Source organism: Brevibacillus sp. MS2.2, from assembly GCF_013284345.1.
GTDB classification, from domain to species: domain Bacteria; phylum Bacillota; class Bacilli; order Brevibacillales; family Brevibacillaceae; genus Brevibacillus; species Brevibacillus brevis_C.
The window spans coordinates 118,762-133,015 of sequence record NZ_JABSUZ010000017.1 but is presented as its reverse complement, the minus strand read 5'-3'; the positions used below and the strand labels follow the sequence as shown (position 1 = coordinate 133,015).

At 47.6% G+C, this 14,254-nt stretch carries 13 protein-coding genes; 7 read left to right on the top strand and 6 right to left on the bottom strand.

From position 1 onward, the window contains the following. Window positions 1-1,236 precede the first annotated feature (1,236 nt). Complete coding sequence (locus tag HP568_RS16980; protein WP_173629705.1) at window positions 1,237-2,175, bottom strand: ABC transporter substrate-binding protein; 939 nt, start codon at window positions 2,173-2,175, stop codon at window positions 1,237-1,239. A gap of 218 nt (window positions 2,176-2,393) precedes the next feature. On the opposite strand from HP568_RS16980, the gene HP568_RS16975 reads away from it, so the two are divergent. Both HP568_RS16975 and HP568_RS16970 read left to right on the top strand, forming a co-directional pair. Continuing rightward, window positions 2,394-2,936, top strand: a complete 543-nt coding sequence (locus HP568_RS16975) for an RNA polymerase sigma factor (RefSeq protein WP_173629704.1) — start codon at window positions 2,394-2,396, stop codon at window positions 2,934-2,936. Beyond that, complete coding sequence (locus HP568_RS16970; RefSeq protein WP_173629703.1) at window positions 2,920-4,302, top strand: hypothetical protein; 1,383 nt, start codon at window positions 2,920-2,922, stop codon at window positions 4,300-4,302. Before HP568_RS16975 ends, HP568_RS16970 begins: the two co-directional genes overlap by 17 nt. A 58-nt stretch (window positions 4,303-4,360) precedes the next feature. Here HP568_RS16970 and HP568_RS16965 read toward each other — a convergent pair whose 3' ends face one another. Beyond that, window positions 4,361-4,843, bottom strand: coding sequence for a GyrI-like domain-containing protein (locus tag HP568_RS16965; protein WP_173629702.1), 483 nt, complete (start codon window positions 4,841-4,843; stop codon window positions 4,361-4,363). 51 nt (window positions 4,844-4,894) lie between these two features. Next, complete coding sequence (locus HP568_RS16960) at window positions 4,895-6,154, bottom strand: hypothetical protein (RefSeq protein ID WP_173629701.1); 1,260 nt, start codon at window positions 6,152-6,154, stop codon at window positions 4,895-4,897. A gap of 167 nt (window positions 6,155-6,321) precedes the next feature. Between HP568_RS16960 and HP568_RS16955 the strand changes: the two genes are divergently transcribed. From HP568_RS16955 to HP568_RS16945, 3 genes are all read left to right on the top strand, one after another. Continuing rightward, window positions 6,322-6,654: a PadR family transcriptional regulator gene (locus HP568_RS16955; protein WP_048031793.1), complete on the top strand. Its 333-nt coding sequence runs from the start codon at window positions 6,322-6,324 to the stop codon at window positions 6,652-6,654. Beyond that, on the top strand, window positions 6,651-7,961 hold the full coding sequence (locus HP568_RS16950; RefSeq protein ID WP_048031794.1) for an FtsW/RodA/SpoVE family cell cycle protein: 1,311 nt from the start codon (window positions 6,651-6,653) through the stop codon (window positions 7,959-7,961). Before HP568_RS16955 ends, HP568_RS16950 begins: the two co-directional genes overlap by 4 nt. Window positions 7,962-8,041: 80 nt before the next feature. Beyond that, a complete protein-coding gene (locus tag HP568_RS16945; protein WP_173629700.1) occupies window positions 8,042-8,458 on the top strand; it encodes a VOC family protein in 417 nt (138 codons plus the stop codon). Window positions 8,459-8,535: 77 nt separating this feature from the next. Here the strand turns inward: HP568_RS16945 and HP568_RS16940 are convergent, their stop codons facing one another. Further along, window positions 8,536-8,916: a VOC family protein gene (locus HP568_RS16940; RefSeq protein WP_173629699.1), complete on the bottom strand. Its 381-nt coding sequence runs from the start codon at window positions 8,914-8,916 to the stop codon at window positions 8,536-8,538. A 158-nt stretch (window positions 8,917-9,074) separates the two neighbouring features. On the opposite strand from HP568_RS16940, the gene HP568_RS16935 reads away from it, so the two are divergent. Then, window positions 9,075-10,805: an ABC transporter ATP-binding protein gene (locus HP568_RS16935; protein ID WP_173629698.1), complete on the top strand. Its 1,731-nt coding sequence runs from the start codon at window positions 9,075-9,077 to the stop codon at window positions 10,803-10,805. A gap of 1 nt (window position 10,806) precedes the next feature. Continuing rightward, complete coding sequence (locus tag HP568_RS16930; RefSeq protein ID WP_173629697.1) at window positions 10,807-12,648, top strand: ABC transporter ATP-binding protein; 1,842 nt, start codon at window positions 10,807-10,809, stop codon at window positions 12,646-12,648. Between the two features lie 56 nt (window positions 12,649-12,704). On the opposite strand, the gene HP568_RS16925 is transcribed toward HP568_RS16930, so the two are convergent. Further along, window positions 12,705-13,442 (bottom strand): class I SAM-dependent methyltransferase, encoded by a 738-nt coding sequence (locus HP568_RS16925; RefSeq protein WP_173629696.1) that lies wholly within the window; start codon window positions 13,440-13,442, stop codon window positions 12,705-12,707. Then, on the bottom strand, window positions 13,439-14,197 hold the full coding sequence (locus tag HP568_RS16920) for an MBL fold metallo-hydrolase (protein ID WP_173629695.1): 759 nt from the start codon (window positions 14,195-14,197) through the stop codon (window positions 13,439-13,441). The genes HP568_RS16925 and HP568_RS16920 overlap by 4 nt, the downstream gene beginning before the upstream one ends. Window positions 14,198-14,254: the final 57 nt, after the last annotated feature.

The following is a 14,254-nucleotide window of genomic DNA, read 5'->3' as shown; positions in this document are numbered from 1 at the left end:
GGCTCCAGGCTCCGTCCTGCTGGGGGATAAGACTGTCCGCTCCGAAGGGATTCGCGGGGAAACGCAAAAGTGGTAGCCGCTACGACGCGCGGGCACGGTTGCGTTTCTTTTGCCCGCAAATCCCTTCTCCGCTGGGTAGGACTTCACAAGTCGCTACGTCTGGAAATATTCTTCTCTGTCGTAATAGATGAGGTTCTCCATTCTTTTAAGGATTTAAAAATCGGGTCACATGGAAAGCTCGCAGAGGAAACAGGAGAAATAAGCGAAGATCTTTGGTACACCGACCGAGGCGCAATGAAAAAAAGAGAAACAAGCTTTTAGCGTCCACCTCTGAGGTACATCTTGAAAGGACGACTTTGGACGCGGGTTTCGCTTTTTTTCATGGAGCCGGGCAGTCAATCCTCCAGCGGGTGGGACAAGAATCTGAGCGTTTTCTCCTGTTTCCTCCCCAGCACTACAGCAACTACAAAGGTGGCTGTGCTGAAGAGAAGAATATTCCCAGTCTAAGCTCCAGGCTCCGTCCTGCTGAGGGATAAGACTGTCCGCTCCGAAGGGATTCGCGGGGAAACGCAAAAGTGGTAGCCGCTTCGTAGCACGGGCACGGTTGCGTTTCTTTTGCCCGCAAATCCCTTCTCCGCTGGGTAGGACTCCACAAGTCGCTACGTCTGGAAATATTCTTCTCTGTCGTTACTGATTACATTCTTCGTTCTTTTAAAGCTTTTAAAACCCGTTTAAAACGGAAAGCTCGCAGAGGAAACAGGAGAAAAAAGCGAAGATCTTTGGTACACCGACCGAGGCGCAATGAAAAAAAGAGAAACAAGCTTTTAGCGTCCACCTCTGAGATACATCTTGAAAGGACGACTTTGGACGCGGGTTTCGCTTTTTTTCATGGAGCCGGGCAGTCAATCCCCCAGCGGGTGGGACAAGAAGCTGAGCGTTTTCTCCTGTTTCCTCCCCGCCACTACAGCATGACAAAGTGGTTTTCCAAAAGTAAAACCGCCCCCATAAAGGAGACGGCATATATCGAGCTCGTTAGTTTTGAGGTGTTACCGATCATCACGTGCGACGCATCTACCTCCAGTATGAAGTTAGAAGCTTAAAGCAGTGTACGGTTTCCCTTACTCACTAGGTGATCGTGTAAATCATCCATGGCACATCGCCTCCGTAAAGGACTACAGCCTGATTGAGAACACACCACCGAGCTCGATGAGTATAGTATGAGCAAAGCCCATCTTTTTATTCACCCATCTTCAACATCTGTTTTCGAATCGCATTTAAAAACGATTGGTTGCTGTAGGCCGTGCCACCAGCCAATCCCGGTTCAACTGCATTCATATACATCTGATCCGCTTTGACTGCGCTGAGATTTTTCCATGCAGGCTGCTCTTGCAACTGCTTGAAAGCGGGCTGGTCTTCTTTGTTGACCATCACAAACAAGTAGTGGGGATCTTCTTTCTCCAAAGCATCCATTGAGAGTGCGGTACGCTCCTTTATATTCGTGACGACATCTGGGACAGGTAGGGCCAGGTCCGTATATAACAGGTAATTGTACCGTTCATCCTTGGGATAGGCGTAGAAGGAGCCCTCTTGGAACCACAGCGTCAGCACTTTCTTTTCTGGAAGTGGAGCGAGCTTGTCGCGGAGTTCCTGTGCGTTTTGCTTCACTTTACCTACGAAAGTATCCAAATTGGCATCTTTTCCCCGAACATCAGCGAGCAGACGCAAGTTTTCTTGCCAATGAGCTCCGTTCGTTGAGACGGGAATGACGGATGCAGCGGTTTGCAATTTGGCCAAATCTTCCTTGGATGTCTTGTCAGTTGTCATGATGACGTCAGGTTCGAGGGCGACCAGCTCACCAAGGTTATCTGCAATGTTATAAGGAAGATGCTTGGCATTTCTGATCATGGCTTGATATTCCGCAGGAAACTTTCCGTTCTTATCCATTGTTGCTGCGACGGGCGGGATTCCCAGCAAGAAAGAATCTTCATACGAAGCAGGGAAGCCAACGAAAACAATATCTTTGGTTCTGGCCGGAATTGTATAAGTGTTGCCCAGGTAATTGATCGATCTGGTCGGTTTCGATGCCGCTGAATCGCCCGTTTGTCCACCATTGCCGCAGGCTGCCAGGACGAGGAGCAAAGCGGCAATCGGGATAGCTAGTAGCCGTTTATACATACAGGTCACTCCGTTCTTACTTCTTGTGTTATCAGGAAAGTAGCAGGACTCATGTAAATTATAGGCTACCCGATCCATCCGTCGCTGTTGCATTCCTGAACATTTTCAAACATTCTGCTGTAACCTTTTTCCTACTCAAGACACTAATGGGTATCCAAGAAAATATTCGGATAGGAAAGTAGTCGATCAGCCGACAGCAAGAGAATGGAGGAGCTTCTTTGTATGAAGAAATGAAACATCAGGTCATGACCATCTATGAGCGGCATTATCATGATGTATATCAATTTTTGCTGTACTTTGCCGGCAGTCAGAATGATGCAGAAGATTTGACGCAGGAGGTTTTTTTGCGAGTGATTCGCTCTCTTGAACGATTTGAAGAGCGATCTGACATGAAGACATGGCTGTTTGCGATCGCGAAGCATACAGCGATGAATTATTATCGAAAACGCAAGTGGCAAAAGCTGTTGTCAGGGGACTGGCTGTTTGTTGTGATGCCAGCCTCACAAGGGAATCCGGCACAGGAAGTAGAAAGCCGGGAGGACGAACAGGAATTGATCGCTGCGATAAAGGGACTGCCACCGCATTACCGCATGGTTGTCATTCTGCGAGGCATTAAAGAGTACAGCGTCAAAGAGACAGCCGAAATACTGGGTTGTTCAGAATCAAACGTGAAAACGACGATGCACCGGGCATTGAAGCTGCTGCATGGCCAACTGTCGCATACGAAGAAGGGGGAGTTGTACAGTGGATTGGCAAAATGAGCGAGATATGCTGGAACGGTTAGCAACTCTGCAAAAAAGTACACCCCCACGTAAGGAGTTTGTAGAGAGTTTACGTACCGTGCTGGAACAAGAAACAAGTCGGGTCGGCAAGAGGAAACGGCTGTTCATGAATCCGTTGAAAGTGGGGATGACAGCAGTTGTGATCGCTTCTGGATTTGGCCTGTATATCATGGCTGGGATGGGGCAAAACGAACGGGCGGACCCTCAAGTGACGGCAACAAGCAGTCCGCAGCTTCCCGCCCATCCTGTATACGAGCAGGCGAAGAAGCTGCTGCAAGAATTGGCAGGGCGAGATGCAAGCCAATATGCGGTAAACGGCATGCTGTCCAATACAGAAACAGGTCATGTCGTGATGAACAAGACGGTTAACAACATTCCGGTTCTTGAAGACCAATACACGTTTACAATAGACAAGGCGGGCAGGCAGCATAAAAAAGTGGTACAGACAAACGATACGACAGGCATGGTCTTTCCTGATCCTAAAAGGGCAATGCCAGTGAAGCAGGCCGAGGAGATTTTTGGGCAAATTGCCCGGCTTCTCTATTCAGAGGAAGAAGGGCGATTGCAATACGAGTTTCCATTTTCAGGTGATATCGATGCCATCACAGGAGAAATTTACTCCACAGAACGCTATCATCCCGATTACAGTCTTGTAGAAATGCCGCCAATTCCTGTGAAACCAGGAGGTATTAAGCTGGTAGCTCCTGACATCAAAGAAGCAGATAGACTTTTTCGGGAGTGGGGATTCGAGCCACCGTTTTCCTTTGTGGTTCACCAGGGCTCGGGCGTACATACGTACAAAATAGAGACGCGAACCAAACAGAAAATGGAACTGACCGTGGTGACAGAAACAGGCGATATTCTCGACTATCGGTATGGGAATATCCATGAGAAAGAGGAGAAGCTCCCTCATCCGAAGCTAGAAAATGTTCAAGAAGCAGCTAAACAGTTTCAGAAATACCTTCCGTTAGATACCAAAGAACTGCTTCTTGGTCCTGCCACTAGAAAAGGCAACATCGAAACCTATCAATTCTTTAAGTCCCATCAGGGAGTCCCGATTATGGGGGGCTATACGGTTCATTTTGATGTGGACAGGAAACAGGTGATCGGAATCATTCCTCCGTATGCAGAGGATTCTAAACCGCTTCCTGACAAAAGCAAAGCAATGTCACGGGAAGACGCGACTAGCGTATACGTCACCCATCGTCCGCTCCGATTGGTCTACAAGCTAATGGAGAATCCGGCTACAGGAAAATTAGAACCGCGTCTCGTCTATCATATTTATTATCACGACACACCGCTCTATATGGTGGATGCGCTGACAGGTGAGTGGGTGCGTAGTTAATAACATCATACCAACAGAAAAACCAGGGAGAGGATTCCCTGGTTTTTCACTATGTCTCTTATTTGAAAAGCGGAACGTAAATATCAATTTCATTGTCTTCTTGCTCTGGCTTGTAGCGCTTATCCCAATACTCGAAATCAAACCCGGCATAATCATATCCCGATTCGCAGAGCCAGGACCCGTAAAGAAAACCATACGTCTCGCCCAAGTTTGTCTCAGGTCCCTTGTGTGTTACTTTTGCAAATGTCCCCGCAGGAATCGTGTGACTGACCATCCCTTCAGGAATATCGGCGAGGCTGGAAACTTCGAGTCCAATAATTGTGGTAAAGGGATCTACCGCCGCATCGAAGTCAGCTTTGTCAGGATAGATTTGGATCAGGTATTCGCCCTCACCAACCTGATTGTGAATCTCGCTTTTTCTAGCTCGCAAAGCTTGAGTTGTAGTAGCGGAGAGCTTTTTGCCCAAGTCTTCTGTCACATTCGCCGTAAAAGTGATACCAATTACGTGTGTTTCCTCGCGGGTGAGAATGGTAGGATTCATGAAACAACGTCCCTTCGTCTAGTGAAATAAGGAACAGAGCTAATCCAGCAGCTATTTCAGCTCTCTGGCATATATCTTCGTTCCATCATGCGTAAACGTACCGATATATTTCTTGCCACCTACCGTATATTCCATAGAAACGGTTTCCTTTCTAGGAGGCGTAAGCAGCTTGTGCGGAAACGGGAACGGCTGTTTGTTCGCCACGTCTGCAATGATCTGCGTGTCTGTATGAAAAAGCTTGCCTGTCTGTTTCAATTGCTTGAGCTGCTCTGGTTTATCCAGCTTGTAAGGCAGAGTCGTGGTCGGTTTGTCCATCGTATTGATTTTCTGGAAGAAATACCCTTCCTTTGTTTTCGACACCGCAATAAACTGTCCGTCACTCGTCTCTTTCAGAAACGCATACTTTTTCGAAGCGAATGTTCCTTTTTTATTCATCAATAAATAAAATTCCTCGTTGTCCTTTTTCCCGGAAATGATAAAAACTCCCGAATGGATGTTGGTTTCCACCTTGTAATTTCGGGATGGCTTCAACACGACTTTTCCTTCATGCGTAATAAAATGGGTCATGCCATTTATTTTCACGCGATGCAATCCTTCGCTGTATCCCATGTACTCATCAAAGAAAGGCTTTGCGTGTATTTTGCCATTCATGTCTTTTAAGCCCAATTTGTAGGATAAAACCATGCCATCCTTTACGTTACGTTTGACAAAAGGGTAGTGATGAATATCGAAAGTTTTTTCTCCCGTATGCTCACTCGAGATTGGAAATAGTTCCTCATCTGTGATCTGCTTGGATATTTTCGTGCGAGCATTGTACAGATAAGAGGTATAGCTTGTGGGAGAATACAAAAACCACTCTCCGTCTATTTGCGTGAAGTAATCGTTATAGGTGGTTATTTCCTGTGTGTTGCCTTGTTGATCGAAAATAATAAACGAGCTGTTTTTAAAGTGGGTAATGATATGAAAAAAGCCATACCCGTTTTGCAATGGACTGATGTAGCCTGGATATAATAGCGCTTCTTGCTGATCGATTACTTTCCCTGTTGGAGAAACAAGGGCAAAATGAGGGAACCATTTCTGCTTGAACTCTTTGTAATAGGGATCATTCGGACTCGATCCTGCAAATGGTACGAAAAATGGTTCCGTTAGTCCAGGTGGTACCTGAATCTCTTTTTCTGTCGGAACGTACTTGAGTACTGTCGTTTCCGGTCTGTCTGAACGGATGGCATTTTCGGAATGTGCGACAGAAGGAACGATTGATAGAGTAAGGCTCAGAGCTAACAGAATGTTGACGTAGTTGGTCTTTTTCATAGGTGGAATCACTTTCTCTTTCCATTTTTGTATGTAGAAGGTAGACGCTTCTCGAAAGATGAATGTCACGTATGTGTTGATCTTACAAGATTTGGATGATAAAATTGTATACATAGATTTATGATGTATTGTTTATCTAGGTATATGGAGTTAAATCGGGAGGCACTATGAAAATCAATAAAGAGCTTTTAAAAGGCAGTACTGTGATCCTGATCTTGACGATGCTGGATCGAAAGGAAATGTACGGGTACGAAATCGCGAAAGCCATCGAGAAGGAGTCAAATGGTCTATTTACACTAAAAGAAGGGACATTGTATCCGATCCTGCATGCACTCGAAGCGGAGCGTTATGTGGAAGCGTATTGGGATGAGAAGGATGGGAGGAAGCGTAAATACTATCGGATTACGGCAGAAGGTCGCGGGCAATTGAAGGAGAAAAAGCTCGAGTGGCATACGTTCCGGGATGGGATTGATCGGGTGCTGGGAGAGGGAAGAGCATGAAGCAAACGAATACACATCCATTGATTGCCGACTATCTCGACCAAGTATGTAGACATGTGCGGGCAACGGAAATGCATCGCAGAATTCGCGATGAGCTGGAAAGCCACCTGCTTGATTTGATGGATGAGCAGATGGACGAGGGCGTGGAAGAGGAAGAAGCTGTGAGGCAAGCCATTTTGCAAATGGGGGATTCTGCTACGATTGGGAAGCAGTTGCATCGGATTTATAAGCCCAAAGTGGAGTGGAGGCTTCTGGTGTATGTGATGGCTTTCCTGGCTGTTGGGCTGTTTACGATGTATGGAATGCAGGTCAGTTTTATCGAGTTTAAACTGGATAGATACTGGTTCTATACCTTATTTGGTATTGGTGTGATGCTCGCTGTTACCTTCACGGATTATCGGAAGCTTTTGCCGTACTCGTTGTATTTGTACGTGCTGACTGTCGTAGTGCTTTTGATTGTTCTTGTGCAAGATTATACAATAAATGGAGAATCATATTTACACATAAGTCGTTCCATTACGATTGATTTTGCGGCCATGTCCACGTATTTTTTTCTCATAAGTGTTGCGGGCATGATTCTTACCAGGACATGGCGATTCCGGGGGACAGCTTCCAAGCTGATTGTATTTGTTTTGTTGCCCGCTAGCCTCTTTCTTATAGCTGGATCGCACAAGAATCTTATGCTTTATCTATTTGGATTCGTGATCATTATGATGTATGCAAAAACTGCTCGAAAAGAAAAACTCTTCTTGGTGACTGCATCTACTGTTGCTGGTATTGCTGCTTTTTTGTTGGACAGCTTCCCTTTGGAACGCTTTTTACTTGGGTGGTTGCAACCGACCAAAGATGCGCTTGGATGGGGATATTATTATCTGGAGTTGATGGAAGTGCTCCGCACGGCGGGTTTATGGGGCAAGGGCTTCCAAGCTCCTTTACCGAACATGCCTTATTTAGACTCCGATTTCAAGTTCACCTATTTAATCTATAGGTATGGCTGGTTTGGGGGCATCATCATCTTGTTAGCCGTTACCCTGTTTATGATGAGACTGGCTCGGGTTGTCAAGGAAGTGGACGAACCGTATGGCAAGCATCTCATAGTCAGTATCGTTCCTTTATTCTCCGTGTACTTCTTCTGGCCACTGCTGATGTCAACAGGGCTGCTGCCAATCGTGACCCTTGGGATTCCATTTCTCAGCTATACTAATATAGGGACTGCCTTGGCTCATTTTACTGCCCTCGGTCTCATTTTGAGTGTCCATCGTCATAAGAACTCGATCGGAAAGCCACATACCTACATGGCAAAATAGCAATCCAGAAGAAGCCTCGGGTAATCGGTAATGATAGGATATAGACATCCAGGAAAAACAAACCCGAGGAGGAAGTACACATGGCATTGCAATCCAAACAGATTTTCGTCAATTTACCAGTGAAGGACCTCAACAAATCCATAGACTTTTTCACGGCAATCGGCTATGAATTTAACCCGCAATTTACGGATCAAAACGCAGCATGCCTGGTGATCGGAGAAAATATTTTTGCCATGCTGCTCGTCGAAGAGTTTTTCCAAACGTTTACGAAAAAAGAGCTGACAGATGCTACGAAAAGCACCGAGGTCATTGTCGCGTTGTCTGCGGATAGCAGAGCACAAGTCGATGAGATCGTAAACAAAGCATTAGCTGCGGGCGCAACTCCATCGAAAGACCCGGTTGACCACGGCTTCATGTACGGCTGGAGCTTTCAAGATTTGGACGGTCATCTGTGGGAGTTCTTGCATATGGATCAAGGTGCTGTTCCACAGGAATAACAGACGGAGTAAACGAACTGAGGGCAAAAAGCATGGGATCGAAAAAGGGATTCCAGCTTTTTGCCCTTTTTGTCCATTCAATACTGGCACATCCCAAGCGGATTCCCGTCTGGGTCAAAAAACGTCAGCACCTTCGTAGACCCACATTCATCAATCGGGGTTACCCTCACTCCACACTCTGTTAACAGTTGATGTGCCGCTTCAATGTCCGCGGGAAGAAAATTATAGTATTTGCCGACGCCAAAATGATTTTCCGGAAATGCCATTGGCTGATGGTTCTCTACGCGGACGAGACAGATCACGGTGCTTGATTCATCGGAAATCCGCATGGTGACCGCTTCCTCTTCTACAAACAAAGGTCTGCACCCAAGCTTTTCTTCATACCATTTTGCAGAGGCACGCGGGTCCGTCACAGGTATAAAAACCCCTTCCATGCCTTTTAACAGTGATTGAATCATCATTTCATCTCCCATTCGAGGAAAAATCTATCGCCTATCATTTCGACGAAGATGGTAGGAAAAACCTGTAAGCCCCACACTTTCCCTTTGACAATCACTCGTGACATTTCGCTAGCTAAGCGTTATCTTGTACGTAAGAACACAGGTGGGGTGAACGGATGCGCTTCTACACAACATACATAAAAAAATACGGCGTAGTCGCCGGGATATCTATGTTTTTTCTGGCTTTGGAGGCGGTATGTGATCTTTTGCAACCGACGATCCTGTCGCACATTATCGATACGGGTGTAGCAAAACGGGATATGGACTATGTGCTCAAGACAGGCGGGCTGATGCTGCTCGTTACGGCGTTGGGGGCAGTCGCTGCATCGATCCGCAATGTGCTGGCCACATACGTCTCGCAAAACTTTGGTGCACAGCTACGAGCGGATTTGTTTGCAAAAGTGCAGTCCTTATCCTTTGAAAACTTGAACAAGTTCGACAGAGCCTCGCTCGTGACACGTCTGACCAATGACGTCAATCAAGTGCAGATGTTTGTAAACGGCATGATGCGAATATTCGTCAAAGCGCCGTTGATGTGTATTGGCGGATTGTTTATGGCAACCCAATTGAACGTGGATTTGGCTGTGATTCTCGCAATTGTCGTGCCCGTTGTGGGTCTGTTTATTTTCTTGAATATGAAAATCGGTTTTCCGTTCTTCCTGAAGGTACAGCAAGCACTCGACAGGGTAAACGGTGCGATGCGCGAGTATTTATCTGGCGTACGGGTTGTTAAGGCTTTCAATCGCTTTGATTTTGAACGTGGCAAGTTTACACGGGCAAACGAAGAGCTGCAATCCAAATCCGTATCGGCTACGCGGGTAATGTCTATCTTCAGTCCAGCGATTATGCTGACGATGAACCTTGGAATTGTCGCGGTCCTCTGGCTTGGGGGGCTTGGCGTAGAACAGGGAAGCATCGAAGTCGGACATATCATCGCGTTTACGAACTACATGACGCAAATTTTGTTTTCACTCATGATGATTTCCCTAGTATTTAACATGTTTGTGCGAGCCAAAGCATCGGCAGGACGCATCGGGGAAGTATTTGCTGAGGAAAACCAAATGAGCTGGAAAGAGGAACAACCTCACGAGCTTCCAGGCCAAAAGGGGCGCATCGACTTCGAAGAGGTCAGCTTCTCGTATGATGGAGAAGGCGGTCAGCAAGTACTCAAGCAGATTTCGTTTACTTGTCTGCCTGGGGAGACAGTCGGGATTATCGGGTCGACAGGCTCTGGAAAAAGCAGTTTGGTTGGCTTGATTCCACGGTTTTATGATGTAACGGAAGGCACGATTCGGGTAGATGGCATCGATGTACGAGACATCGAACCGAAGCGATTGCGTGAAAAAATGGCGATTGTACCGCAAAAAACAATGCTGTTTACAGGTACGGTGATGGAAAACATTCGTTGGGGTAAGGCAGAGGCGACCCACGAGGAGGTCGAGCAAGCAGCACGTATGGCGCAGGCTCACGAGTTCATCTCCACCACTCCTGAAGGCTATGAGACACGCGTAGGGCAGGGAGGAGTCAACTTCTCCGGAGGACAGAAGCAGCGTATTTCCATAGCCAGAGCCTTGGTGAAAAAGCCGGAAATCCTCATTCTCGATGACAGTACAAGCGCGGTAGATGTGGCGACAGAAGGGAAGATTAAGGATGCGCTTCGAGCCTATGCGTCTGGCCTTACCTGCATCTTGATCGCACAGAGAATCACCTCCGTCATGGATGCAGATAAAATCATCGTACTCGACAATGGAGAAGTCGCTGGCAGCGGTACGCATGATGAACTGATGACCTCTTGCCAGGTCTATCAGGAAATCTTTCAGTCACAAATCGGCCGGGAGGTGAAGTAAGGTGAGTCAACAGAAGCAACAACCGGTCTTTTCACCAAGACCTGGCCGAGGGTTTGGACATGGTGCTGCCAGAGGTCCAGTGAGTAAGCCCAAGAATTTTTCGGGTACGCTAAAAAGGCTCTGGCAAGCTTTTGGCAAAGAAAAAAAGCTGCTGCCTATTGTATTTGTCATTGTTTTTGTCGATGCACTACTCATGCTGTCTGCGCCTTATTTGATCGGAAAGTCGATTGATGCGATGACAGGTGGCGAGGAAGCTCTTAGCTTTTTGTCTATCATCATTCTTGCCTTGCTCGGCTCTTACATCTTGGATGGGGCACTGACGTTTTTACAAAGCTGGTTAATGGCAGGCATCTCGCAACGGATCGTCACGAATCTGAGACAAGCCCTTTTTGACAAGCTGCAAAAGCTGCCGATTGCTTATTTCGATTCGCGAACGCACGGGGAGTTTATGAGCAGGCTCACGAATGATATCGACAACGTCAGCAACTCCATCTCTCAATCCACAACGCAGTTGATGTCAGGAGGGATCGTGCTCCTCGGTTCGCTGGTGATGATGCTCGTCTTGTCTCCGATCCTGACACTCGCATGCCTGATCACAGTGCCGCTTGTGTTCCTGCTTACACGCACGATTGCCAAAAGAACGAGCGTCCTGTTCAAAAATCAGCAGATGGAGCTGGGCAAGCTGAACGGGCACATTGAAGAGACGATTTCAGGCATTCAGGTGGTGCAGGCCTTCAATTATGAGCAGAAGGCCATTGAGGACTTTACGACGATCAATGACCGGCTCTGCAAGATCGGGATGAAGGCACAGGTCTGGACTGGCTTTCTCATGCCAATCATGAACGTGATTAACAACCTCGGCTTTGCCATGGTGGCGATTGTCGGAGGCGTTCTCGCTGTAAAAGGATGGATCACAGTAGGTGTGATTGCGAGCTTCCTCAGTTATTCCCGACAGTTTGTCCGTCCGCTGAACGACCTCGCGAACATTTTCAATGTGCTTCAATCCGGTGTTGCTGGTGCGGAGCGTGTGTTTGAGGTATTGGATGAACAAGAGGAGCCATTGGATTCTCCCGTTGCCACAGTGCTTGCACAGCCAAAGGGCCATGTCGTTTTTGATCAGGTCAGCTTCGGCTATCGTCCAGATCAACCGATTTTGAAAAATATCAGCTTCGAGGCACAGGCAGGGAGCACCATCGCGTTAGTCGGTCCGACAGGTGCAGGCAAGACTACCATCGTGAATTTGCTCACACGGTTTTACGATGTGACCTCAGGAACGATCTATTTGGACGGAAAAGACATTCGGGAGTATTCTCGAGACAGCTTGCGGCGCAGCTTTGGCTTTGTTTTGCAGGATACGTACTTGTTTTCCGGTACCATCAAGGAAAATATTATGTACGGCAAGCCGGATGCGACAGATACGGAGGTAGTAGCGGCTGCGAAAATGGCAAATGCAGATGTGTTCATCAATCGGCTCCCGATGCGTTATGATACCATGCTGACGGAAAATGGGGGCAACCTGAGTCAGGGACAACGCCAGCTTTTGGCAATTGCCCGTGTCATTCTCGCCAAGCCGTCGCTGCTCATACTCGACGAGGCGACAAGCAGCATCGACACACGGACAGAGCTGAATATCCAGGATGCGCTCCTCACCATTATGGAAGGGCGTACGAGCTTTGTAATAGCACACAGGCTTAACACGATTCGGGATGCTGACACGATTATGGTCGTGGATCGGGGAGAGATCGTGGAAAAAGGCAGCCACGATGAACTTATCGAGCAGCAAGGTACCTATTATCAATTGTTTTACAACCAGTTTAAAAATCTGGAGGCTGCTGGGGAATAATAGAGCACCCCGTCCAAACACGAAAATGACGTGGAGGACGGGGTGCTTTTTTCGAGTTAGGATGCTTGCTTGCTGGCGGCGATCAACAAAAAGATCGGCCGACGGACTTCGTCTCGCATCCCGGGTATATCCAGCATTTCTTCAGGAGGACCAGGTTCAGCGACTTTTGTTAGGTGAAATCCGGCAGCAAGGAGATCGTTCATATAGCTCGAAAACGTTCGGTGATACTTGACGACTTCATGATCCAGAAAGGTGGTTTGCCGGATGCCTTCCTGCTGATAGTTGTCCACTGGCCAGTGCAAGCGTTCGCCCCTGGGTCCGTAATGCCAGTCCTGTTCAGCCAGAGCAGTGAAGATGGGATGCTCCACGGAGAAAACGAAGGAACCTCCAGGAGCAAGACAGTGATAAATACGTTGGCAAAGCAGGTCAAAGCGCTCCACATAATGGATGGCCAAAGAGCTGATGACGACGTCGAATTCCTCTGAAGCAAAATCAATGTCTTCTATCGGAAGGCGGAGATACTCGATAGCGAGATCCGTTGTCGTCTCTCTGGCACGAGCCAGCATTTTATCAGAAAGGTCCACACCCACAACGGAGCGGGCCTGTTGCTCACGCGCATATCGGCAGTGCCAGCCGAAGCCACAGCCTAGATCGAGCACTTTTTTCTCGCGAAGAGAAGGCAGTAGCTCCCGGAACGCGTGCCATTCTCCCGCGGCGTTCAGTCCCTCAACCGAACGAGCCATTTGACTGTATTTGATGAAAAAACCTTGCTCATCGTATTTGTTCTGTTTCATCCGTTCAAAACCTCCTGGGTCGGGTCGGAGGCTTGGATTAGTTCCCGCAGCGCTTGTTTGACGTCCCCTTGAAACAATCCACCGTGATAGCAAATCAATTGCTCGATGTCATATTCGAGTAAGCGGCGGACAGAGCGAATCGCTTCCTGCATATCCAGCGTATAGGACGGATTGGCGATTTCGAGTCTACCGTTTTCGATTACAACAGCATCTCCGGCAATCAGCGTTTTGCTTGCGATCAAATACAACGAAATATGTCCCGGCATATGTCCAGGTGTGTGAATGATCTCGATGCCAGCACACCAAGGAAGGAGTTCGTGATTCGTTACGGTTCGATCAACCGCAGTGGGCTCGATGGACTGCAAAAAGCGAATAAATTCCTTAGCGTGCTGCTTTTCACCCGACGACAGATGGTCCAGTGTTGCTTCGGCCTGCTCCAATCGCAAAGAAGTTTTTTGTCCGGCGATGTATGGTGCTTCGGATTCGAAGGTGATGATTTCGAGGTGTGGATAGCTTCTTTTTAACGCTGCCAAAGATCCGATGTGATCCATATCGTGATGTGTCACAATGACCTTCGTAAGGTCGTCGAGCGTAAGCTGTTGCTTGTGTGCGGCCTCCTGAAGCAGTAGCAAAAAATCTGGATAACCACAGTCGACAAGGATCATTTCATGTTCATCCTTCAGCAGCACCGGGGTAATGACCTGTGCAGATCCATTGTACATAAACGAAATGGCGAGAAAGTGAATCTGGTTCATGCGTTGTCCCTCCTGACTGACTGATCTTAAAAAGGAGTGTAACGCAATTGGGGAACA